The organism is Amycolatopsis plumensis (assembly GCF_042652605.1).
Lineage (GTDB): Bacteria > Actinomycetota > Actinomycetes > Mycobacteriales > Pseudonocardiaceae > Amycolatopsis > Amycolatopsis plumensis.
In genome coordinates this window covers 7,817,223-7,839,231 of the sequence record NZ_JBHSJY010000001.1, presented here as the reverse complement: position 1 = coordinate 7,839,231, position 22,009 = coordinate 7,817,223, and the positions used below count along the sequence as shown (strand labels likewise).

Sequence of the window (22,009 nt, the reverse complement as noted above, 5' to 3'; positions counted from 1 at the left end):
GAGGCCGGTACAGCGTCGCCCGATGCTAGCCACCGGGCCGTCCCGCCGCGCGGTTAGGGCGGATCCGGCCGGAATTGCCCGGCTTCCGGCGGCGGTTGGCCCTCTGACAGGCGGGGTACTCCCGACGTGCTTGCTTCGTCCCGGCCCGGACGGACCCGCGACACACCGGCGCCACGGCACCGAAATGGCCGCTTGCGCTGCGGGAATGTCCGTGCTGGAGGGGGCAGGCAAACCGCGACGCGCCGATCTTGTGATCCGGAAAGGCCTTTTCTTGTCGGTGATCGCCGGTACCGTGGAATGAAAAGCACTCCGAGGAGGTGCCCGATGCATCATGACCTTCCCGGAGGTCGGCGCGAGGAGGCCGACCCTTCAGCAACATCCGGAGCTGGGACGACGGCGGACGAGCAGGCTCGGCAGATCCGTTTTCTCGAGGAAGAAGTGGCGCTGCTGCGCCGCAAACTGACGGACTCGCCACGGCAGAACCGAGTTCTCGAACAGCGGCTCGCCGAGGCCTCGGAAAGGGTGAGCCAGCTCACCGAACGCAACACCAAACTGGTCGAAACCCTGCGCGAAGCGCGAGGACAGCTCCTCGCCCTCCGCGAGGAGGTCGACCGGCTGGCCCAGCCACCGTCCGGGTACGGCGTCTTCGTCGAGGCGTACGAGGACAACACGGTGGACGTCTTCACGGCCGGCCGGAAGATGCGGGTGTCGGTCTCGCCCGCGGTCGAGATCTCGTCGCTGCGCCGCGGTCAGGCGCTGCGGCTCAACGAGGCGCTCACCGTGGTCGAGGGCGGCGGGTTCGAACGCACCGGTGAGGTGTGCGCGCTGCGCGAGGTGCTCGCCCCGGACGTCGAGGGCGGCAGCCCCCGTGCGCTCGTGGTCGGGCACGCGGACGAAGAGCGGGTGGTCCTGCTCTCCGACCTGCTGGCCGAGCAGCCGCTCAAGCCGGGCGACTCGCTGCTGGTCGACTCCAAGGCCGGCTACGCGTACGAGCGCGTGCCGAAGGCGGAGGTCGAGGACCTGGTGCTGGAGGAGGTGCCCGACGTCCGCTACGAGGACATCGGTGGCCTCACCCGGCAGATCGAGCAGATCAGGGACGCGGTCGAGCTGCCGTTCCTGCACGCCGACCTGTACCAGGAGTACCAGCTGCGGCCGCCGAAGGGCGTCCTGCTCTACGGCCCGCCGGGCTGCGGCAAGACGCTCATCGCCAAGGCCGTGGCGAACTCGCTGGCCAAGAAGGTGGCCGAGGCCCGCGGCGACGCGGCGGACGGGAAGTCCTACTTCCTGAACATCAAGGGCCCCGAGCTGCTCAACAAGTTCGTCGGGGAGACCGAGCGGCACATCCGCCTGATCTTCCAGCGGGCGCGGGAGAAGGCCTCCGAGGGCACCCCGGTGATCGTGTTCTTCGACGAGATGGACTCGATCTTCCGCACCCGCGGTTCGGGCGTGTCGTCCGACGTGGAGACCACGATCGTGCCGCAGCTGCTGTCGGAGATCGACGGTGTCGAAGGCCTGGAGAACGTCATCGTCATCGGCGCCTCCAACCGCGAAGACATGATCGACCCGGCGATCCTGCGGCCGGGCCGGCTCGACGTCAAGATCAAGATCGAGCGTCCGGACGCCGAAGGCGCGAAGGACATCTTCTCCAAGTACCTGGCCGAAGGCCTGCCGATCCACGCCGACGACCTCGCCGAGTTCGGCGGGGACCACAAGGCGACGTTCGACGCGATGATCCAGCACACCGTCGAGCGGATGTACGAGGAGAGCGACGAGAACCGGTTCCTCGAGGTGACCTACGCCAACGGGGACAAGGAAGTCCTGTACTTCCGCGACTTCAACTCGGGCGCGATGATCCAGAACATCGTGGACCGGGCGAAGAAGTCGGCGATCAAGTCGGTGCTGGAGACCAAGCAGCCGGGTCTCCGTGTGCAGCACCTGCTCGACGCGATCGTCGACGAGTTCGCGGAGAACGAGGACCTGCCCAACACCACCAACCCGGACGACTGGGCCCGGATCTCCGGCAAGAAGGGCGAGCGGATCGTCTACATCCGCACGCTCGTCACCGGCAAGAACCAGGATTCGGGGCGGGCGATCGACACCGCCACGAACACCGGTCAGTACCTGTAGCTCCGAACGGCTTCGGCGGGTGGGGTCTGCTTGCGGAAAGCGCAAGCCGGACCTCACCCGCCGTGTCTTTTGGGGGTGCAACCCCCAAACCCCGCCCGGGGGCAAGCCCCCGGACCCCCGCTGTGGTCATTTCGCGCTGATCAGTGCCAGTTTCGTCTTGCGCAGGCGCAACCGTCCGTGGGCGGCCAGGATTCCGGCGATCACGAGCAGCGCGCCGGCCGGCTGGTTCCAGCTCACCGGCTCGCCCAGCACGAGCACGCCGAGCAGCACCCCGACGACCGGCGTCAGGTACGTCACCGCCGAAGCGTTGGCCGCACCCCAGGCGGCGATGATCCGGGTGTTCCAGGCGTACGCGACGCCCGTGCCGAAGACGCCGAGCGCGAGCATGCTCGCCACCACCGGCACGTCGAGGCGCACCGGCGTCGCCGCGATCACCGGGGTCAGCAGGCCCAGGATCACCGTCGCCGAGGCCGTCTGCCCGAACGCGACGACCACCGGATCCGTCCCCCGCGGTGAGACGAACCGGCGCAGGTACACGAAACACGCGCCGTAGCAGGTCGTCGCGCCGAGACAGGCCAGCTGGGCCGTCAGCTGGTGCGACACGTCGATGCCGTGCCACACCCCGACGATCGTGAGCACGCCGGCGAACCCCAGCAGCAGACCGAGCACCCGCGGTGGCGTGAACCGCTCCTCCGGCAGCGCCGCGGCCGCCAGCAGCATCGTGACCAGCGGCGTCGTCGCGTTGAAGATGCTGGCCAGCCCGGACGAGATGTACTGCTCCGCCCACGAGAACAGCAGGAACGGCACCACGCACAACAACACCGACACGACCGCGAGATGGCCCCACAGCACCGGATCGCGGGGCAGCGGCCGCCGTCGCACCAGCAGCAGCACGGCCAGCGCGAGCGCACCCAGCCCGACTCGGGCGAGCGCGACCTGGCCGGGGGAGAGCCCGCCCAGCCCCACCTTGATGAACAGGAAACTCGCACCCCACACCACCGCCAGCAGCGCGAACCGCACCGTGACCCCGAACTCCGCCGATCGCATGGCCGCAGTCAAACGGCCGGACCGGCCGCGAAGCCAGTGGTTTTCCGACGCCGTGTTGTGTATAACGGCCTATACCATGGGGCAGGAATGGCAGGCAGCAGTCGACTACGTCGCGGCCCGTGCCGAGGGGCCGCCACTGCCGGCGGAGATGGACGTCACGATCCACTTTCACCCGGACCGGATGGTGGGGGCGGTGCCGCTGCTGCGGCACTGGCTCACCGACGGCGTCTACCGCTCCCAGTTCGAGACCGGCACCGGCAACGGCGGCCTGACCGCGCACCCGGACGGGGCCCGCTGGCACTGGGAGCACCGGATGTTCGGCGGGGTCTACGACACCCTGCCGCCCGCGGCCCGTCCGAAGTACGGCTCGCTCGACCACCGCCGCCGTCCCGCGGGCGGCTCGGTCCGGTTCGGTTCCGCGCACTTCCGGCTCCGGCGTGCCGTGCTGGAGCGGGTGACGTTCTGCTACCCGGACAGCTTCCGCGAGCCGGCCGACTTCGGCACGGCCGCGCACATGCCGCTGATCCCCCTCGTCGAAGCCGACGCGCCCGACGAGCTCGACGACTACGTCGAGGCCCACGTCCACGGCCCGCTCCGGCTGTCGTCCGACGTCGCGGCCCTGGTGCTGGACCCGTCCTTCCGCGGCACCGACGTCGAAGCGGCGGCCGCGGAGTTCCCTTTCCCAGTCCGCTGGCACCACGGGTTCCGGCTGCCCGTGGCGAAGCTCGCCGAGCACGCGGACTACCGCGGCGAGGACGCCGTGCGGGCCGGCGAAGACATCGCCGAGGACGGGTGGCTGGACGCCCGCGTCATCGGCGACGCCGTCCGCGCCGGCCGGCACGACCCCCAGGTGCTCAAGCGCGTGTGGCACTGCACCGCGCGGTTCGGCCTACGCGGGTAGCAGCGCTTCGGTGAGCCGTCGCCAGTGCGGCATGGCCGAGGTGCCCGGCTCGACCCCGATGACCTGGACGCCGACGTGGTCGGCGCCCGCGTCGAGGTGCCGCTGCAGCTTCGCGGTGACGGATTCGAGGTCGCCCCAGAACACCAGGTCGTCGACGAGCCGGTCGCTGCCGTGGCCGCCGTCGATGTCGGCTTCGGTGTAGCCGAGCCGGAGGAACTTCGCGATGTTGTACTTCGTGGTGAGGTACGGGTGCAGGTGCTCGCGGGCGATCTCGCGAGCCTTGGCCGCGTCGGTCTCGAACAGCACGGCGTGCTCGACGCCGAGGAACGGGCCGGTGCCGAGGATGTCCCGCGCCTGCGCCGTGTGTTCCGGCGTCACGTGGTAGGTGTGCGCCCCCTCCGAGCGGTCCCGGGCCAGCTCCAGCATCTTCGGGCCGTACGCCGCGAGCAGCCGCCGCATCGGGGCCCGCGGGGCGGGGTTGACGTGCTTGTCGGCGTCCAGCGCGTCGAGGTAGTCGTTCATCGCCCGAAGCGGCTTCGCGCCGGGTTTCCCGGCGCCGAAACCGAGGCCGAGCAGGTGGCGGTCCGGGTAGGCGTCGGCCAGCAGCAGGGCCGCGCCGCGGGTCCACTGCGCCTCGCGGGACCAGATCTGCGCGATGCCGTTCACGACGGTGAGGCGTTCGGTGGCGGACAGGAGGAACCCGGCGTGCGTGAGGGCTTCCCGGCCCTCGCTCTCCGGGATCCAGATCGCGGGCCAGCCGAGTTCCTCCAGCTCCTGCACGGAGTCCCGGATCAGGCCGGCCGGCTGGTCCTCGAAGTCGAACGTCCAGATCCCGTAGCGGCCGAGCCGCATGTTCTCGATCATACCCATGAATCGAAGTATCGCAGATTTACGATGCGAGACGCCGTCCGGGGGCGGTGAACGGGGGGAGGGGGAGTCAGAGGGAGTGGCCGAGCACCGCGACGAACTCGGCGATCCGGGCTTCGTCACGCTTGTAGTGCGTCCACTTGCCGACCCGTGTCGCCCGGACCAGCCCGGCTCGCTGCAGCGACGCCATGTAGGCCGACACGGTCGACTGCGCCAGGCCCAGCTTCTCCTGGATGTGGCTCACGCACACGCCGACCTCCACCGGGTCGGCGATCGCCCGCTCGACCGGGAAGTGCCGCTCCGGCTCCCGCAGCCACTGCAGCACCTGCAGCCGGACGGGGTTCGCGAGCGCCTTGAACACGTCGAGCAACCGCTCGACGTCGGCCGGGGATGAAGTGTGCGTCGTCATGGTGTCGCACCCAGTATATCGGCGTATAACGACCTATACTCAGCGCCGTGACCGAAGAAACCCGGCCCCGTGCGCCCATCACCGAAGCCGCCGTCCTGGCCTGGCTGGAGACGACGGCCGCCGCCGTCGAAGCGGGGGAGGTGGGCGCCCAGGAACTCATCGACATGCTCGGCGAGCTGCGCCGGGCGTCCGCGGCCTGCGCCGACGCGTCCGACTGGCTGCTGCTCGCGGCCCGCGAAGGCGGCGCCAGCCTGCGCCAGATCGCGCCGGTGTTCGGCAAGGGCTACGTCCGGGCCCCGGCCGCCCGCCTCGAGAAGCTGCACCGGCAGGCCCAGAACGCGAGCCAGTGGCTGGCCATCCTGCGGCACAAGCAGACGGCGTGAGCGTGGACCGCATCGCCCTCGGCCTGGCCGCGCTGGGTCGTCCCGCGTACATCAACCTCGGCCGGGGCGGGGCACTCCCGCCGGTGCGGGACGTCGCTTCGATGCGCGCGGCGACGTTCGCGGTGCTCGACGACGCCTACGCCGCGGGCGTCCGGCACGTCGACGTCGCCCGCTCGTACGGGCGTTCCGAGGAGTTCCTGGCCGGCTGGCTCGCCGAGCGGGGGCACGCCGACGTGGAGGTCTCCAGCAAGTGGGGTTACGCCTACGTCGGGGAATGGCGGCTCGACGCCGATGTCCACGAGGTGAAGGAGCACTCGGCGGCGCGGTTCGCCGCGCAGTGGGCGGAAACCCTGGCCCTGCTGGCGGATCGGGTCGGGCTCTACCAGGTCCATTCGCTCACTGTGGACAGTCCGTTGTTCGCCGACGAGCCGTTGCTGGAAGCGCTCGCCGAGCTGGCCGCCAACGGTGTCGCGGTGGGGTTTTCGACGTCCGGGCCGGTCCAGGCGGCGGCGATCGAGCGGGCGTTCGCGCTGGAAGCGGCCGGGCGGCCGGTGTTCTCCGCGGTGCAGTCGACGTGGAACGTCCTGGAACCGTCCGCGGGGACGGCCCTGGCCGCGGCGCACGCGGCCGGCAAGCGGGTGCTGGTCAAGGAAACCCTGGCCAACGGCAGGCTCGCGGTCGAAGCGCCGGCCGCGGTGCGGGAGATCGCGGCGGCCCACGGCACCGGGCCGGACGCGGTCGCGGTGGCCGCGGTGCTGGCGAACGACTGGGTGGACCGGGCGGTCGTCGGTCCGGCGAGCCCGGCGCAGCTCGCGGCGAACCTGCGGGCCACGGCCCTGGAACTCACCGCGGCGGAACGGGATTCGCTGGCGGCGCTCGCCGAGGAACCCGGGGCGTACTGGCGACACCGGTCCTCCTTGGCGTGGGACTGAGGGGCTGCACTACCCTTCGCAGGCACGCCACCCACGACAGGAGGCCGGAGCAGGTGCGTCATCGGCAGGCGATCGCGTTGGCCGCGGTCGCGTTGGTCGGCCTCACGGGCTGCGACGGGCCCGACCCGAACAACCTCGAGACGTACTACGACGATCCGGTGCCCACGTCGTCGACCGCGCCGCCGGCCCCGGCTCCGCAGACGTCGGAAGTCCCGATGAGCCCGGCGAAGGCGACCCCGGCGGCGCCCGATCTCGGCGGGCTCGCGCAGCGGGCACTGCTGTCCGACGCCGACGTCGCCGAGGAAGGCGTGCAGCCGGCTTCGGGGGAGGCCTCGGGGTGCCTGACCGGCCCGGCGTCGGCCGGCAGCCGGACCGCCACCTGGCACTACCCCAGCGGGTCGGTGCTGAGCCATCGCGTCGTCGCGTACCCGGACCGGACCGCGGCCGGGGTGGTCGCGGATGCGGACTGCGCGGGCCGGACGGTGAGCGTCCCGGCGCAGGCCGGGGTCGAGCGCCAGCGGGCGTGGTGCGAGGGCAAGACCTGCACCGTGTTGCTGGCGAAGGGAAGGCTCGTGTCCGCGCTGACGGTCTCGGCGAGCACGGAAACCCGGGCCGTCGACGCGGCGAAGCGCCTGCTGCCCGCGATGACGGCGAAGCTCACCGCTCAGCCGTAACGGCGGAACCACTCCTGGACGCCTTCGCGGCCGTCGGGGATGAAGGGCAGCTCCGGGGCCGGGTCGTCGACCCAGGCCCGCAGTTCGGCCAAGGTGATCCAGCGGCCTTCCACGATCTCCTCGGCCTGGTGGCGGATCGGGCCGTCCCAGCGGACCTCGAAGGCGAAGTTGTGGCAGCGGTTGCGGCCGTCGTCGTAGACCTTGGTGAACAGCGGCACGGGTTCCACTCCGCGGACGCCGAGTTCTTCGGCGAGTTCGCGGCGGGCGCACTCGGCCGGGGTCTCCCCGGCCGCCACCACCCCGCCGGCCCAGCAGTCCCAGGTGGAGGGGAACACGTCCTTCCCGGGGGTACGGAGGTGCACGTAGACCGCGTTTCCATCACCCGAACGGACCAGGACGACGCCGGCGGCGTGCCACAGCGCGCCGGCGCGCACCCGGGCGCGCGTGGTGCTGCCGACCACCGCGCCGGCCTGGTCATAGAGGGCAACGAGTTCGTCACTGCCTGGCATGGGTGCATCGTTCCACTAGGACGACCCCGTAGGGTGGGCGTATGCGGCGGATCATGGGAACCGAAGTCGAGTACGGCATCTCCGTGCCGGGCGACGCGACGGCGAACCCGGTACTCACCTCCACCCAGGTCGTGCTGGCGTACGCGGCGGCGGCTGACATCCCGCGCGCCCGGCGGGCCCGGTGGGACTACGAGGTGGAGAGCCCGCTGCGGGACGCGCGCGGGTTCGACCTGACCGGGCCGGGCGGCCCGGGCCACGACCCCGACGTCGAGGACCTCGGCGCGGCGAACGTCATCCTCACCAACGGGGCGCGCCTGTACGTCGACCACGCGCACCCGGAGTACTCGGCGCCCGAGGTGACGAACGCGCGGGACGCGGTCATCTGGGACAAGGCGGGCGAGCGGGTGATGGAGGAGGCGGCGATGAAGGCCGCTTCCGTGCCGGGTCAGCCGCAGCTGCAGTTGTACAAGAACAACGTCGACGGCAAGGGCGCGAGCTACGGCACGCACGAGAACTACCTGATGGCGCGGTCGACGCCGTTCACCGCGGTGATCGCCGGGCTGACGCCGTTCTTCGTGTCGCGGCAGGTGGTGACCGGTTCGGGACGGCTCGGGATCGGCCAGCAGAGTGAAGAGGCCGGGTTCCAGCTCTCCCAGCGTGCGGACTACATCGAGGTCGAGGTCGGCCTGGAGACCACGCTCAAGCGCGGGATCATCAACACCCGCGACGAGCCGCACGCGGACGCGGACAAGTACCGGCGGCTGCACGTCATCATCGGCGACGCGAACATGTCGGAGTACTCGACGTACCTGAAGGTCGGGACGACGGCGCTGGTGCTGGACCTGATCGAGTCCGGCATCCGGTTCGACGACCTGAAGCTCGACGAGCCGGTCAAGGCCGTCCACCAGATCAGCCACGACCCGACGCTGAAGACGCAGGTCGCGCTGGCCAACGGCAAGAAGTACACCGGGCTGGACCTGCAGTTCGCCTACCACGAGATCGCCTCGCAGAATCTCGAGCGCACCGGCGCCGACGAGGCTTCGAAGGAGGTCCTGCGGGTCTGGGGCGAGATCCTGGACGCGCTGGCGCGCGACCCGCAGGAGTGCGCGGACCGGCTGGACTGGCCGGCCAAGCTGCGGCTGCTGGAGGGCTACCGGCAGCGCGACAACCTGGCCTGGGGCGCGCCGCGGCTGCGGCTGGTCGACCTGCAGTATTCGGACGTGCGGCTGGCGAAGGGCCTGTACAACCGGCTCGTCACGCGCGGGTCGATGAAGCGGCTGGTCTCGGAGGAGGAGGTGCTGGCCGCGGTGACGACACCCCCGTCGGACACGCGCGCCTACTTCCGCGGCCGGGCGCTGGAGAAGTACGCGACGTCGATCGCGGCGGCTTCGTGGGATTCGGTCATCTTCGACGTCGGCAAGGAGTCGCTGGTGCGGATCCCGACCCTGGAGCCGCTGCGGGGCACGAAGGCGCACGTCGGCAAGTTGCTGGACAACGCGGCGACGGCGGAGGAGCTGGTGGAGGCGCTCACCGGTTCGGACTAGGCGGTTGGCACACCGATTGCGGCGTTGCCCCGAATGTCGGGGCCGCTGGGTAGGCTAGGAATCATCAGCCACACCGGGAGGCGAGATGGCCCAGGAAAAGATCGAAAAGCACGGCGGTGGTGACTCCGACGAGGAGTTCGACGACACCGGCGCGGCGGGTCAGGAGCGGCGCGAAAAGCTCGGCGAGGACGTCGACACGATCCTCGACGAGATCGACGACGTGCTCGAGGAGAACGCCGAGGACTTCGTCCGGGCCTACGTGCAGAAGGGCGGCGAATAGCCGCTGTCGAGGGCGCTGCGCCCTTGCCGACCGTTCAGCAGGCGGCCGGGGTTCCGCGTGGCGGCTGGCCGCCCGCGGGGCTCCGGCCCGCACAGATGGGATTTTTGAGCACGTATGGACAACACCAGGGGCATCTCGGGTCCCGCGCTGCCTGCGGCGTACTTCTCCTCGGCGACGTCGTCGTTTTCGGACTTCCTGCGCGTGCAGGCGCCGGAGCTGCTGCCCGAGCGGCGCGTGGCACCGGGCGCGGCGGAGCTGGGCGTGCCGCACGGCACGACGATCGTGGCGTGCACCTTCGCCGGCGGGGTGCTGATCGCGGGTGACCGGCGGGCGACGTCGGGGAACCTGATCGCCAGCCGCGACATCGAAAAGGTGCACGTCACCGACGAGTACTCGGCGGTCGGCATCGCGGGCACGGCCGGGCTGGCCGTGGAGATGGTGCGGCTGTACGCGGTCGAGCTGGCGCACTACGAGAAGATCGAGGGCGTCTCGCTGTCGCTGGACGGCAAGACGAACAAGCTGGCCGGGATGGTCAAGGCGAACCTCGAGATGGCGATGGCCGGGCTGGCGGCGATCCCGTTGTTCGTCGGCTACGACCTGGAGGCCGAGGACGCCAAGCACGCGGGCCGCATCGTGTCGTACGACGCCGCGGGCGGGCGCTACGAGGAGAACGGCGGCTACGCGGGCATCGGCTCGGGTTCGCTGTTCGCGAAATCGGCGTTGAAGAAGCTGCACGACCCGGACGCCGACGTCGAGGGCGCGGTGCGGGTGGCGGTGGAGGCCCTGTACGACGCGGCGGACGACGACACGGCATCGGGCGGCCCGGACCTGGTGCGCCGCATCTTCCCGAGCGTCGTGACGATCACCGCGGAGCGCGGCGCAGTGCAGCTGTCGGAGTCGGAGACGGCGGCGGTGGCCGAAGCGGTGGTGGCCGGGCGGATCGAGCGCCAGCAGCGCCGGCTGTCCTGACCGGGGCCTGAACCAGTGAACGTTGGAACACCGAAAGACCTGGAGCGCACACCGTGACGATGCCGTTGTATGCCTCTCCCGAGCAGCTGATGCGGGAGCGTTCCGAGCTGGCGCGCAAGGGCATCGCGCGCGGCCGGAGCGTGGTGGTGCTGAAGTATTCGGGCGGCGTGCTGTTCGTGGCGGAGAACCCCTCGGCCACGCTGCACAAGGTGTCCGAGATCTACGACCGCATCGGTTTCGCGGCGGTCGGGCGCTACAGCGAGTTCGAGAACCTGCGCGTGGCGGGCATCCGCCACGCGGACCTGAAGGGCTACCAGTACGACCGCCGCGACGTGAGCGCCCGGGCACTGGCGAACGCGTACGCGGCGACGCTGGGCAGCATCTTCACCGAGCAGCTGAAGCCGTTCGAGGTCGAGGTCTGCGTCGCGGAGGTCGGCGCGGGCCCGGCGGAGGACCAGCTCTACCGCCTGACCTACGACGGCTCGATCTTCGACGAGCCGCAGTACGTGGTGATGGGCGGCCAGAACGAGAAGATCGCGGCCAAGCTGAAGGAGACCTTCGAGGACGGCATGGACCTGCAGGCGGCCCTCGGCGTGGCGGTGGCGGCCCTGAGGGCCCCGAGCCAGCCGGCCCCGGCAGCATCCTCGTCGAGCAGCTCGTCATCGTCTTCTGCGGCGGCCAACTCGGCGAACGGCAACGGAGACGCGGACCCGATCAAGCTCGAGGTGGCGGTCCTGGACCGCGACCGCCCCCGCCGCGCATTCCGCAGGCTCACCGGAGCAGCACTGGACACGTTGCTCCCGGTCCCGGACCCCCACGGCGAAGAGCCGGAGAGCAAGCCAGAAGGCGAGTGAGTTCCGACGCGGAACCAGTGGGGCGTGGCCGAGAGGCCGCGCCCCACTTGCATGTATCGGCCGCCCACGATCAGCGAGCAACCTCCGGCCACACCCCCCCTGCCGACCCGATACGCAGCCGCCTCAGCGGCCGACAGGCCGTGTCAAGGCACGCTTTCCCGCCTTGACACGGCGTGGCGGCCGTTGAACAATCCGGCGTTCGGGCTGGCGGGGAAGAATCCGGCAGAACTCAATCCGGAAGAACTCCCAACAGGGAGAGTCCCAACGACAGAGTGCACTCCGGCAGAGCCGCCCAGCCGGACCACGCGAGATCCACGGACTCAGGATGCCGCAGGCGAGGTCCGGAAGTTCTGGTCGGCGAACGCCAGCAGGTACGGCAGCGTCGCCCGGGCCGTGTGCCAGGTGTGGTTGAAGCCGCGTTCGGCGTGGACCACCGCCTCCTGCCCCTTGGCGTGCAACGCGTCGGCGATCCGGTGGGCCGTCGAGACGTCGGTGGGCGCGCCGGTGCCGACCGCGAGCATCACCGAGATCGGGGCGCTGAACTTCATCGTCGGCAGGTAACGGCGGGGCGTGTTGGCGGCGATGGCCGCCCGGTTGCCGTCGAGGATGCCGATCGAGTCGTTGAGGTCGTCGTAGGGCAGGGCGATCACCAGGGTCGCGAACTCGTCGACGTGGTGGAGGCCGATGTTGAGCGCCCCGAAACCGCCGCCGGACATGCCGCCCAGTGCCCGGTGGGTGCGGTCGGCGAGCGTCCGGTACCGCTGATCGATCCCGGGGACCACGGTCGCGGCCAGGTAGCTCTCCAGCTGCGGCCCACCGGGAACGTTCAGGCACTCCCAGTCGGTACTCGGATTGCCCGCGGTCATGTCCACGCTGACCACGATCATCGGCGCGATGACATTGGCCTGTTGCAACGCCTGAAGCGTCCCCGGGGCGTCCCCGGAGGTGAGCCAGTCCCGCGGCCCCCCGAAGGGATACCCGTGGATGAGGTAGACGACCGGGTACCGCCGCTGGGGGTCGCTGTCGTACCCGGGCGGCAGGATCACGTAGTTGCTCCCCGACGGAACCCCGTGGGCCGGGTCCGGGAGGTTGACGACGTCGATCCGCTGCCCGGCCGCCGCGGTGCCCGCGCCGGGCCGCGGCGCCGACGAAGAGGCCGCGTCCGACGACGGTTCCGGAGCCTCCTTGCCGTCGTCGAGCAGCCGGCCGGCGTAATTGACGACACCGGGGCCGCGCTGGAGGAGCCGGGCCAGGTCGTCGGAGGTGCGGACGTACCCGACGTAGCTGTTGAGCGCGGTGACCGCCGCGATCAGCAGGAGCACGCCGAAGGCGGTGAACCCCCAGCGCCGGACGCGGCGGCGGTACCACAGCGCGACCACGACGGCGAGCACGGCGACGGCGGCCGAGGCGAAGCCGAGCCAGATCAGCGGCGACTCGAGCGGGCCCAGGTCACGGGCCCGGGCGGTGACGTCACCCGGCAGCACCGGATCGACGGCGGCCCGGTGGATGACGCTCGCCAGGCCGTGCCCGTCCATCTGCTCCCCGCTCGTCCTCTGGCCGCGGGCAGGAGGGCCCGCAACTCGATCGCGAAACTAGCCGGGGCCGCCTGTGGGTTCGTTGAGAAAAGGTAAAGCAACCTTTACTGGCGGTAGAGCGTCAGGGCGCTGGGGCGCGACCGGAAGCGGAACCGGTTGCCGAGCGGGCCGACCTCGCCGTCGGTGGCGACGCGGCGGTTGCCGTCGAGCAGTTCGACGTCCAGTTCGGGCAGGTCCAGCTCCTGGTAGACGTGGCTGGCGGCGAGGCTGCGGGTGATCATCGCGAGCAGGAACCGGGCGCGCGAGTAGGGCAGGTCGGCCCGCAGGTAGCGGATGTCGAGCAGGCCGGTGTCGAGCGCGGGCCGCCGGCTCGGGGCGAACCCCTTCGGCGCGTACGTGCCGTTGCCGACGAACAGCAGCCAGACCTGCGTCTTCTTGCCGTTGAGCCGGACGGTGAGCGGCTTGGCGTGCCGCAGCGTCCGGGCCAGCGCGATCGCCGCCGAGGGCCACTTGGGGTGCTTTTCCTGCAGCTTCTCGCGCAGGCGGACCATCTCGGGGTAGCCGCCGAGGCTGGCGGTGTTGACGAACCAGCGGTGGTCCGCCTCGCCGGCGCCGTCGATCTCGACCTCGCCGAGGTCGACGCGGACGGCGTTGCCCACCTCGGTCGCCGCGTCGGCGTCGGGCATGGAGCTGATGCCGACGTCGCGGGCGAAGTGGTTGAGCGTCCCGGCCGGGACCAGGGCGAGCGGCAGGCCGCGTTCGGCGGCGACCGAGGCCACCGCCGCGACGGTGCCGTCCCCGCCCGCGACGGCCAGCGCGCGGACCGTGCCGCGGGCGTCGATCTCGGCTTCGAGCTGGGCGCGCAGGCCCCGGTCGGGGTCCGGGTAGAGCAGCGTGGCCTTCGGCCAGGCGAACTTGACGTCGTCGGTCGGGTCCTGGCCCGCCACGCCGGAGTTCGGGTTGACGACCGCCAGCATGTCCTCGCCGTCGACCATCTCGGGGGCGTCCGCGTCGCGGGTCGCGCGGCCCGGGATGTCGTCGTGCAGCGGCCACCAGTGCCGGGTGGCCAGGCCGACCCCGACGCCGATGCCCAGGCCGACGCCGACGTCGGAGGGCCAGTGCACGCCGGTGTGGACCCGCGAGTAGGCCACCGCCAGCGCCAGCGGGGCCACGGCCAGCCCGGCCCGCGGCGACTCCATCGCCACCGCCGTGGCGAAGGCCGCCGCGGACGCCGAGTGCCCGGACGGGAACGACGAGGACGTGGGCCGTTTCCGCAGGCGGCGGCGCATCGGCGTCTCCTCCTCGGCCGGGCGGCGGCGCGGGAAGAGCGGCTTGCCGATGAGGTTGGCCGCGGCGCTGGCCCCGGCGATCGCGACCACCCCGCGCAGCGCGGCCCGGCGGGTCTCGCCAGGGCGCGCGGCCAGCAGCGCGGCGACGCCCCACCACAGGCGGGACTTGTTCGCCGATCTGGACAGCGCCATCAGGGCGTCGTCGGCTTTCGAAGCGGGCAGCGCGGCGCTGCGGCGCATCAGGGCGCGGTCGGTCCGGCCGACCCGCCGGAAGGCCCGGATGAGCTGGTGTGACAAGGAGTCCGCCTTCCGCGTGACGTCAAGAGCCGTGCTCCAATCGTGCCTGATTCGGGGAGATTTCACCGTCTGTGGCGTACTGGGGGCGTGTCGACGCCCGAACGGCGCACCGTCGAAGGGGGTGCAGCGCCTACTCTGGTGGAATGCAGCGGCGGATCTTTGGCATCGAGACCGAGTTCGGGGTCACGTGCACCTTCCACGGACAGCGCAGGCTCTCGCCCGACGAGGTGGCCCGCTACCTGTTCAGGCGGGTCGTGTCGTGGGGACGCTCCTCCAACGTGTTCCTCTCGAACGGCTCGCGGCTCTACCTCGACGTCGGCTCGCACCCCGAGTACGCGACGGCCGAGTGCGACGACCTGGTCCAGCTGGTCACGCACGACAAGGCCGGTGAGCGGATCCTCGAGGACCTGCTGGTCGACGCGGAGCGGCGGCTCGCCGACGAGGGCATCGGCGGCGACATCTTCCTGTTCAAGAACAACACCGACTCGGCGGGCAACTCCTACGGGTGCCACGAGAACTACCTGGTGACCCGGGCGGGGGAGTTCTCCCGGATCGCGGACGTCCTGCTCCCGTTCCTGGTGACCCGCCAGCTCATCTGCGGCGCCGGCAAGGTGCTGCAGACCCCGCGGGGCGCGGTCTACTGCCTCTCCCAGCGTGCGGAGCACATCTGGGAGGGCGTCTCCAGCGCCACGACCCGCTCGCGGCCGATCATCAACACCCGCGACGAGCCGCACGCCGACGCCGAGCGCTACCGGCGGCTGCACGTCATCGTGGGTGACTCGAACATGGCCGAGCCGACGACCATGCTCAAGGTCGGCTCGGCGAACCTGGTGCTCGAGATGATCGAGGCCGGCGTCCAGTTCCGCGACTTCACCCTGGACAACCCGATCCGGGCGATCCGCGAGATCAGCCACGACCTCACCGGCCGCCGCCAGGTGCGGCTGGCCGGCGGGCGCGAAGCCTCGGCCCTGGACATCCAGCGCGAGTACCACGCCCGCGCGGTCCAGCACATCAAGGACAACGGCACGACGGCGGCGAACGAGCGCGTCGTCGAGCTGTGGGGCCGCGCGCTGGACGCGGTCGAGCAGCAGGACTTCGCCAAGATCGACACCGAGATCGACTGGGCGATCAAGCACCGGCTGGTCGAGCGCTACCGGCACAAGCACGACCTGGACCTGTCCAGCCCGCGCATCGCCCAGCTCGACCTGGCCTACCACGACATCCGCCGTGGCCGGGGCATCTTCGACCTGCTCCAGCGCAAGGGCCTGGTCCGCCGGGTCACCGACGACGGCGAGATCGAGGCCGCCAAGGACACCCCGCCCCAGACCACCCGGGCGAAGCTGCGCGGCGACTTCATCGCCGCCGCCCAGGCCGCGGGCCGCGACTTCACGGTCGACTGGGTGCACCTGAAGCTCAACGACCAGGCCCAGCGCACGGTCCTGTGCAAGGACCCGTTCCGCTCGGTCGACGAGCGGGTGGAACGCCTGATCAGCTCGCTCTAGCCCAGCCCTCTGCCGCGGCCGGTCGTGAGTGAGAAACAGGGTTAGAACACTGTTTCTCACTCACGACCGGGCCGGGACGCGACGAAAGTCGGGTCGGGACTGCGGCAGGATCGGGCGCATGCGTGTCGTGCTGCTCGTGCTCGCCCTGCTCGTGTCGGTGGCCGTGCCCGCATCGGCGGGGGAGCGCACGCCGGCGTGGGAGCTGAAGCCCACCGGGGTCACCGCCCAGTTCCGGGGTCTGTCCGCGGTCAGCGCGCGGGTGGCGTGGGTCAGCGGGACCCAGGGCACGGTGCTGCGCACGACCGACGGCGGGGCCACCTGGACGTCCGTGGGGCCGCCCGGGACCGAGGCGCTCCAGTTCCGCGACATCGAGGCCTTCGACGCCGACCACGCGGTCGTCCTGTCCATCGGCCCGGGGACCGACTCCCGCGTCTACCGGACCGACGACGGCGGCGCGCACTGGCGCCAGACCTTCCAGAACACCGACGCGGCGGCCTTCTACGACTGCCTCGCCTTCTTCGACCCGTGGCGCGGCCTGGCGATGAGCGACCCCGTCGACGGCCGCTTCCGGGTCCAGGCCACCTTCGACGGCGGCCGCAGCTGGCGCCCGGTGCCCGACAGCGGCTTCCCGCCCGCGCTGCCCGGTGAGGCCGGGTTCGCCGCCAGTGGCCAGTGCGTCACGACGGCGGGCCCGTTCGACGCCTGGCTCGCGACCGGTGGCGGGGCGACCGCCCGCGTCCTGCACTCCGGCGACGGCGGCCGGCACTGGACGGCGTCGGACACGCCGTTGCCGAGCAGCCCCTCGGCGGGCGTGTTCGCGCTGGCCTTCCGCTCGCCGTTCCAGGGTGTCGCGATCGGTGGCGACTTCGCGAACCCGACGGCACCCGGCCCCGCCGTCGCGCTGACCCGGGACCGCGGCCGCAGCTGGACCACCCCGGGCCGGTACCCGGCGGGCTACCGCTCGGGCCTGGCCTGGCGCGGGGGCACGGTCCTGGCGGTCGGCCCCGGCGGCAGCGACTACAGCCCGGACGGCGGCCGGCACTGGACGCCGTTCGACACCGGCAGCTTCGACAGCGTGGACTGCGCCGGAGCCGCCTGCTGGGCCAGCGGCGCCCAGGGCCGCGTCGCCCGGCTCCGCTAGAGCACCTGGCCGGTGGGGCGGACGAGGATCTCGTTGACGTCCACCGAGGGCGGCTGCTGGAGCGCGTAGAGCACCGCGCGGGCGATGTCGTCCGGCTCCAGCTTGGGCTTCGCGCGCTGCTCCTCGAAGAGGATGTCGGTGTCGGTGATGCCGGGGTTGATCAGCGTGACCCGCACCCCGGTGCCGACGGCTTCCTCGCGGATCGCGCCGGCCATCCCGGTCACGGCCCACTTGGTCGCGGAGTACAGGCTGGCGTTGCGGATGTAGCGGCCGGCGACCGAGCCGGTGATGAGCAGGTGCCCGGCGGTCTCCTTGAGCGCCGGGAGGGCGGCGCGGGCGGTGTAGGCCGCGCCCAGGACGTTCGTGCGGACCATGGGCTCCCACGCGGTGGGATCGGGATCGTCGTCGCCGAAGAACGACGTCCCGACGCCGATGCCGGCGTTGGCGAAAGCGGCGTCGAGCCGCCCGAACTTCGCGACGGTCTCGGCGACGGCTCCGGAGATGTCCGCCCAGTCGCCGACGTCGGCGCCGAGCGCGAGGGCCCGGTCCTCGCCGAGTTCGGCGGCCAGGGACGTGACGGACTCGGCGTTGCGGGCGACGAGAGCGACCTTGAACCCGGAGGCGGCGGCCAGCCGCGCGGTGGCGGCGCCCAGGCCGCGGGAAGCACCGGTGATGAGGAGAACGCGATCATCCATGCGGTCCAGGCTAGGGAGTCAGGACGAGCCTGCCGCGCAGGCCGCCCGCGGCCAGCCGTTCGTGCGCCGTCGCGGCTTCGGCCAGCGGGAGGACTCCGGCGACGCGCAGCGGGAGCGTGCCGTTCCCGGCCAGCCGGGCCAGCTCGGCCAGGCGCTCGCCGTCCGCGCGGATCCACACGCTGCGGACCCGGATCCCGCGCAGCGGCAGGGGTGCCGCCCCCGCCGCGAACGCCACGAACTCGCCGCCGCCCCGGACCGCGTCGAGCGTGTCCAGGCCGAGCAGCGCGGTGTCGAGGGCGGCGTCCACCCCGCCCGGCACCACCGCGCGGACCCGATCGCCCAGCGACGGCCCGCGCGGCACGAACTCGGTCGCGCCGAACGCCCGGACCTGCGCTTCGTCGGTTTCGGAGGCCACGGCGACGACCCGCAGCTTCCGCGCGTGGGCCAGGGCGACGGCATGACCGCCGACGGCCCCGGCAGCGCCGGTGACCAGGATGGTCCCGGTGCTTTCGACGAGGTCGAGCGCTTGGGCCGCGGTCAGCGCGTTCAGCGGGAGGGTGGCGGCTTCGACGGGGGAGACACCGGCGGGAGCGGGTGCCACGGCCGCAGCGTCGAGGACGATGTGGTCGGCGTAGGCGCCGAGCGGGGTGGCGATCCGGTCGCGCAGGCCGATCACGGCGTCGCCGACCCGGAACCCGGTGTCCCCGGCGTCGTCGATCTCGCCCGCGACGTCCCAGCCCAGCCCGAGCACCTCGCGCGGCGGCACCACCCCGGCCGAGCTCAGCGCCCCGCTGCGGGTCGCCAGGTCCACCGGGTTCACCGCGGCCGCCGCCACCCGGATCCGCACCTGGCCCGGACCCGGTTCCGGCCGCGGCACCGAGGCCACCTCCAGCACCTCCGGCCCACCGAACCGCCGCACCACCACCGCACGCATCGCCTGCCCCTTTCGACCGGGAAACCTTCCGCCGCGAACGTAGGGGAGCTACTCTCCATCGGGAAGTACGCACTCGCAGGTGCCTACCCGACGAGGAGGTGCGCCCGGTGCCCACGCGCACGGCGGAACAGCGGCGTCAGGCCGAGAAAGCCGCCTACGACGCCTATCTCGCCGCCTGCCCCACGCGGAAGCTGCTGGACGAGATCGCCGGCAAGTGGGTCAGCCTGATCCTGGTCGCGCTCGGTGACGGGCCGCAGCGCTACAGCGACCTTTCGCGGCGCATCGCCGGGGTCAGCCAGAAGATGCTCACCCAGACCCTGCGGGTGCTCGAGCGGGACGGTCTCGTCCGCCGCGAGGTCACCCCGGCGGTGCCCGTGCGGGTCGACTATTCCCTTACGCCACTGGGGGAATCGCTGCGCGCGCTGATGGCCGGGTTCAAGGAGTGGGCCGAGGCGAACTTCGAGGCCGTCGACGCCGCGCGGACCGATTACGACGCGCGCACCCCGGACCTCACGATCGGGCCGGACGGCGCGGGCTAGGCTCTACCGGGTGTCCACCGCACGCGCCGAACGGCTGGTCAATCTGGTGCTGGCCCTGTTGTCCACCCGGCAGTACCTCACGGCCGAAAAGATCCGTGGCATCGTGCCGGGGTACGGCGACGCGGCCAGCGACGACGCCTACTTCCGGATGTTCGAACGGGACAAGACCGAACTGCGCGAGCTCGGCATCCCTCTGGAGACCGGGCGCAACGGCGCGTTCGACGCCATCGAGGGCTACCGCATCGCCCGCCGCGACTACGAACTCGGCGAGATCGACCTCGCTCCCGACGAAGCCGCGGCCGTCGCGCTGGCCTCCCGGCTGTGGGATTCCCCGGAACTGACCGGCCAGGCGCAGGGCGCGCTGGTCAAGCTGCGCGCCGCCGGCCTCGAGGTCGACGACCAGGCCCCCACCGTCGTCGAGCCGCGCGTGCGCGCCGAACCGGCGTTCGGGCCGCTGCTGGCCGCGGTCCAGAACGGCCAGGCCGTGCGCTTCGAGTACCGCCGCAGCGGTTCCCCGGAGCGGATGATGCGCACCCTCGAGCCGTGGGGCGTCGTGTCGTGGCGGGCCCGCTGGTACGTCGTCGGGCACGACCGCGACCGCGGCGCCACCCGCTGCTTCCGGCTCTCCCGCGTCACCGGCCAGGTCCGCCCGGTCGGCCGGCCCGGCGAGGTGCGGCGCCCCGAAGGCGTCAACCTGCTCAAGCTCGTCACGGCCACCGGGGACAGCGAACCGTCGCCGGTCACCACCGCCCGGCTCTGGGTCGCCGACGGCCGCGCGGCCGGGGTCCGCCGCCGCGGCACCGTGGTCGGCCGCGCCACCGTCGACGGCGAAGACGGCGACGTCGTGGAGATCGGCCTGCTGTACCCGGAGTCGGCCGCCGACTGGATCAGCGCGCAGGGCCCGGACGTCGTCGTGTTCGAACCCGACGTGCTGGCCAAGAGCGTCCAGGACCGGCTGGAAGCCGTCGTCGCCCGGCAGGGGAGCGTGCTGTGAGCGGGTCCACCGACCGGATGTCCCGGCTGCTCGCGCTCGTGCCGTACCTGCTGGCGCGCCCGGGCGTCCGGATCGACGACGCCGCGCAGGACTTCGACGTCACGCCGAAGCAGCTGCGCAAGGACCTCGAGCTGCTGTGGATGTGCGGGCTGCCCGGCTACGGCCCCGGCGACCTGATCGACCTGTCCTTCGAGGGGGACACGATCGTCGTCACCCACGACGCCGGGATGAGCCGCCCGCTGCGGCTGACCGGCGGCGAGGCGACCGCGCTCCTGGTGGCGCTGCGCGCGCTGGCCGAGACGCCGGGCGTGGTCGACGGCGACGCCGTCCGCCGCTCCATCGCCAAGATCGAAGCGGCCGCCGGGCAGGCCCAGCCGGCCGGCGTGGTCGTCGGCGGGGGAGTGCGCGAGGGCAAGAAGACCGCGCGGACCCGCGAGGAGGTCGCCCGCGCGCTGCAGGACGGGCGCGCGCTGCGGATCCGCTACTACACCGCCTCGAAGGACCAGATCACCGAGCGCACGGTCGACCCGATGCGGCTGCTGATCGTCCAGGCCGTCGGCTACCTCGAAGCCTGGTGCCGCCGCGCCGAGGGCGTCCGGCTGTTCCGGCTCGACCGGATCGACGAGCTGGCGGTCCTCGACGAGCCGTCGCGGCCGCCCGCGCACGCCCACCCCACCGACATCTCCGAGGGTGTCTTTCGCGAGCGTCCCGACCAGCGGGAGGCCGTCCTGGTCCTCGACCCGGACGCACGCTGGGTAGCCGAGTACTACCCGTGCGAGGAGCTCGACGAGCTCGACGGCGGACGGCTGCGGATCCGGATGCGCTACGCCGACCAGTCCTGGATGGTGCGCCTGGTGCTGGGGCTGGGCGGGGAAGCGCTGGTGGAGAGCCCGGCGGACCTCGCGTCCGACGTCGGCCGCCGGGCCGCCGGCGCCGTGGCCCGAGCCCGTCACCTTCCGTCAACCTGCGGCCACTAGGCTGACGGCGTGCCGTACCTGCCCACCGCCGCGCTCCTCGTGCTCGGCCTCGTCGTCCTCGTGGTCCTGCTGGTGCGGACCGTCAAGGTCTTGCGTGCCTTCCGGCAAACCACAAGCATGGTGGTGACGAACACCCAGGACCGGGCGGGGCTCGTCCGGGCACGGGCGGCGGGGCTGCGCGTCGCGTTCGAGCAACGCCACCGCAAAGCGGAAAACCAGTAACATCCCTACCAGACGCAGATAGGAGGCCACCATGCTGAACGGATTGCAGCCGTGGCATTTGATCATCTTGGTGCTCGTCGTCGTGCTGCTGTTCGGGGCCAAGAGGCTTCCCGACGCGGCCCGGTCCATCGGCAAGTCCATGAAGATCTTCAAGGCCGAGACCAAGGACCTCACCGGCGACAAGACCGCGGCGCACGAAGACGCCGTACCCGCCGACACCAAGCAGATCCCGGCTCAGCCCGCCACGCCCGCTTCGACCGACCAGCAGGTCGCCGACCTGCAGCGTCAGCTCGACGAGCTGAAGAAGCAGCAGGCCGCCGAGCAGCCGCAGAAGAACGTCAGCTGAGCGGCTAGGCCACACCCGGTCCCCCGTCCACGGAGCGCGCCG

24 protein-coding genes are annotated in these 22,009 nt (G+C 71.8%); 16 read left to right on the top strand and 8 right to left on the bottom strand.

Annotated elements, in window-relative coordinates:
• Positions 1-324: 324 nt before the first annotated feature.
• Entirely contained in the window at positions 325-2,127 is a 1,803-nt protein-coding gene (gene arc / locus ACFPLC_RS37800; RefSeq protein WP_033260667.1) for a proteasome ATPase, read from the top strand.
• A 126-nt stretch (positions 2,128-2,253) separates the two neighbouring features.
• Here arc and ACFPLC_RS37795 read toward each other — a convergent pair whose 3' ends face one another.
• Positions 2,254-3,174 carry a DMT family transporter gene (locus ACFPLC_RS37795; protein WP_378197841.1) on the bottom strand — a complete coding sequence of 307 codons (921 nt, stop codon included), beginning with the start codon at positions 3,172-3,174 and terminating at the stop codon, positions 2,254-2,256.
• 76 nt (positions 3,175-3,250) lie between these two features.
• Here ACFPLC_RS37795 and ACFPLC_RS37790 point away from each other — a divergent pair, with 76 nt between their 5' ends.
• Positions 3,251-4,075 carry a DUF3626 domain-containing protein gene (locus ACFPLC_RS37790; RefSeq protein ID WP_378197843.1) on the top strand — a complete coding sequence of 275 codons (825 nt, stop codon included), beginning with the start codon at positions 3,251-3,253 and terminating at the stop codon, positions 4,073-4,075.
• Here ACFPLC_RS37790 and ACFPLC_RS37785 read toward each other — a convergent pair.
• Together ACFPLC_RS37785 and ACFPLC_RS37780 are read right to left on the bottom strand one after the other, a co-directional pair.
• Positions 4,064-4,945, bottom strand: coding sequence for a TIGR03620 family F420-dependent LLM class oxidoreductase (locus tag ACFPLC_RS37785; protein ID WP_378197845.1), 882 nt, complete (start codon positions 4,943-4,945; stop codon positions 4,064-4,066). The genes ACFPLC_RS37790 and ACFPLC_RS37785 overlap by 12 nt on opposite strands.
• Positions 4,946-5,012: 67 nt before the next feature.
• Complete coding sequence (locus ACFPLC_RS37780) at positions 5,013-5,351, bottom strand: ArsR/SmtB family transcription factor (RefSeq protein WP_191306198.1); 339 nt, start codon at positions 5,349-5,351, stop codon at positions 5,013-5,015.
• Positions 5,352-5,398: 47 nt separating this feature from the next.
• Between ACFPLC_RS37780 and ACFPLC_RS37775 the strand changes: the two genes are divergently transcribed.
• The 3 genes from ACFPLC_RS37775 to ACFPLC_RS37765 are packed head-to-tail and all read left to right on the top strand — an operon-like array spanning position 5,399 to position 7,340.
• Complete coding sequence (locus ACFPLC_RS37775; RefSeq protein WP_378197847.1) at positions 5,399-5,734, top strand: hypothetical protein; 336 nt, start codon at positions 5,399-5,401, stop codon at positions 5,732-5,734.
• A complete protein-coding gene (locus tag ACFPLC_RS37770) occupies positions 5,731-6,666 on the top strand; it encodes an aldo/keto reductase (protein ID WP_378197849.1) in 936 nt (311 codons plus the stop codon). The genes ACFPLC_RS37775 and ACFPLC_RS37770 overlap by 4 nt, the downstream gene beginning before the upstream one ends.
• 53 nt (positions 6,667-6,719) lie before the next feature.
• Positions 6,720-7,340: a hypothetical protein gene (locus tag ACFPLC_RS37765; protein ID WP_378197851.1), complete on the top strand. Its 621-nt coding sequence runs from the start codon at positions 6,720-6,722 to the stop codon at positions 7,338-7,340.
• Here the strand turns inward: ACFPLC_RS37765 and ACFPLC_RS37760 are convergent.
• Complete coding sequence (locus ACFPLC_RS37760) at positions 7,331-7,849, bottom strand: NUDIX domain-containing protein (RefSeq protein WP_378197853.1); 519 nt, start codon at positions 7,847-7,849, stop codon at positions 7,331-7,333. The genes ACFPLC_RS37765 and ACFPLC_RS37760 overlap by 10 nt on opposite strands.
• 41 nt (positions 7,850-7,890) lie before the next feature.
• Between ACFPLC_RS37760 and dop the strand changes: the two genes are divergently transcribed.
• From dop to prcA, 4 genes are all read left to right on the top strand, one after another.
• Positions 7,891-9,393, top strand: a complete 1,503-nt coding sequence (gene dop / locus ACFPLC_RS37755; protein ID WP_191306193.1) for a depupylase/deamidase Dop — start codon at positions 7,891-7,893, stop codon at positions 9,391-9,393.
• An 85-nt stretch (positions 9,394-9,478) separates the two neighbouring features.
• Positions 9,479-9,673 carry a ubiquitin-like protein Pup gene (locus ACFPLC_RS37750; RefSeq protein ID WP_013226725.1) on the top strand — a complete coding sequence of 65 codons (195 nt, stop codon included), beginning with the start codon at positions 9,479-9,481 and terminating at the stop codon, positions 9,671-9,673.
• Positions 9,674-9,787: 114 nt separating this feature from the next.
• The gene (gene prcB / locus ACFPLC_RS37745) at positions 9,788-10,642 is read left to right on the top strand and encodes a proteasome subunit beta (RefSeq protein WP_191306192.1); all 855 of its coding nucleotides are present in this window, start codon (positions 9,788-9,790) and stop codon (positions 10,640-10,642) included.
• A 53-nt stretch (positions 10,643-10,695) separates the two neighbouring features.
• Positions 10,696-11,496: a proteasome subunit alpha gene (gene prcA / locus ACFPLC_RS37740; RefSeq protein ID WP_378197856.1), complete on the top strand. Its 801-nt coding sequence runs from the start codon at positions 10,696-10,698 to the stop codon at positions 11,494-11,496.
• 320 nt (positions 11,497-11,816) lie between these two features.
• Here the strand turns inward: prcA and ACFPLC_RS37735 are convergent, their stop codons facing one another.
• Entirely contained in the window at positions 11,817-13,031 is a 1,215-nt protein-coding gene (locus tag ACFPLC_RS37735; RefSeq protein ID WP_378197858.1) for an alpha/beta hydrolase, read from the bottom strand.
• 104 nt (positions 13,032-13,135) lie between these two features.
• Complete coding sequence (locus tag ACFPLC_RS37730) at positions 13,136-14,560, bottom strand: bifunctional phosphatase PAP2/diacylglycerol kinase family protein (protein WP_378198099.1); 1,425 nt, start codon at positions 14,558-14,560, stop codon at positions 13,136-13,138.
• A gap of 200 nt (positions 14,561-14,760) precedes the next feature.
• On the opposite strand from ACFPLC_RS37730, the gene pafA reads away from it, so the two are divergent.
• A complete protein-coding gene (pafA, locus tag ACFPLC_RS37725) occupies positions 14,761-16,119 on the top strand; it encodes a Pup--protein ligase (RefSeq protein WP_191306188.1) in 1,359 nt (452 codons plus the stop codon).
• Between the two features lie 118 nt (positions 16,120-16,237).
• Entirely contained in the window at positions 16,238-17,260 is a 1,023-nt protein-coding gene (locus ACFPLC_RS37720; protein ID WP_378197861.1) for a WD40/YVTN/BNR-like repeat-containing protein, read from the top strand.
• On the opposite strand, the gene ACFPLC_RS37715 is transcribed toward ACFPLC_RS37720, so the two are convergent.
• Both ACFPLC_RS37715 and ACFPLC_RS37710 read right to left on the bottom strand, forming a co-directional pair.
• On the bottom strand, positions 17,257-17,955 hold the full coding sequence (locus tag ACFPLC_RS37715) for an SDR family oxidoreductase (protein WP_378197863.1): 699 nt from the start codon (positions 17,953-17,955) through the stop codon (positions 17,257-17,259). The genes ACFPLC_RS37720 and ACFPLC_RS37715 overlap by 4 nt on opposite strands.
• A 10-nt stretch (positions 17,956-17,965) precedes the next feature.
• Positions 17,966-18,889 (bottom strand): NADP-dependent oxidoreductase, encoded by a 924-nt coding sequence (locus ACFPLC_RS37710; protein WP_378197864.1) that lies wholly within the window; start codon positions 18,887-18,889, stop codon positions 17,966-17,968.
• 107 nt (positions 18,890-18,996) lie between these two features.
• Between ACFPLC_RS37710 and ACFPLC_RS37705 the strand changes: the two genes are divergently transcribed.
• The 5 genes from ACFPLC_RS37705 to tatA are packed head-to-tail and all read left to right on the top strand — an operon-like array spanning position 18,997 to position 21,967.
• Entirely contained in the window at positions 18,997-19,428 is a 432-nt protein-coding gene (locus ACFPLC_RS37705; protein WP_378197866.1) for a winged helix-turn-helix transcriptional regulator, read from the top strand.
• A 10-nt stretch (positions 19,429-19,438) separates the two neighbouring features.
• A complete protein-coding gene (locus ACFPLC_RS37700; protein WP_378236070.1) occupies positions 19,439-20,422 on the top strand; it encodes a helix-turn-helix transcriptional regulator in 984 nt (327 codons plus the stop codon).
• Positions 20,419-21,399, top strand: coding sequence for a helix-turn-helix transcriptional regulator (locus tag ACFPLC_RS37695; RefSeq protein WP_378197870.1), 981 nt, complete (start codon positions 20,419-20,421; stop codon positions 21,397-21,399). The genes ACFPLC_RS37700 and ACFPLC_RS37695 overlap by 4 nt, the downstream gene beginning before the upstream one ends.
• Before the next feature lie 9 nt (positions 21,400-21,408).
• A complete protein-coding gene (locus ACFPLC_RS37690; protein ID WP_378197872.1) occupies positions 21,409-21,621 on the top strand; it encodes a bacteriophage holin in 213 nt (70 codons plus the stop codon).
• Positions 21,622-21,652: 31 nt separating this feature from the next.
• Entirely contained in the window at positions 21,653-21,967 is a 315-nt protein-coding gene (tatA, locus tag ACFPLC_RS37685; protein WP_191306180.1) for a Sec-independent protein translocase subunit TatA, read from the top strand.
• Positions 21,968-22,009 lie beyond the last annotated feature (42 nt).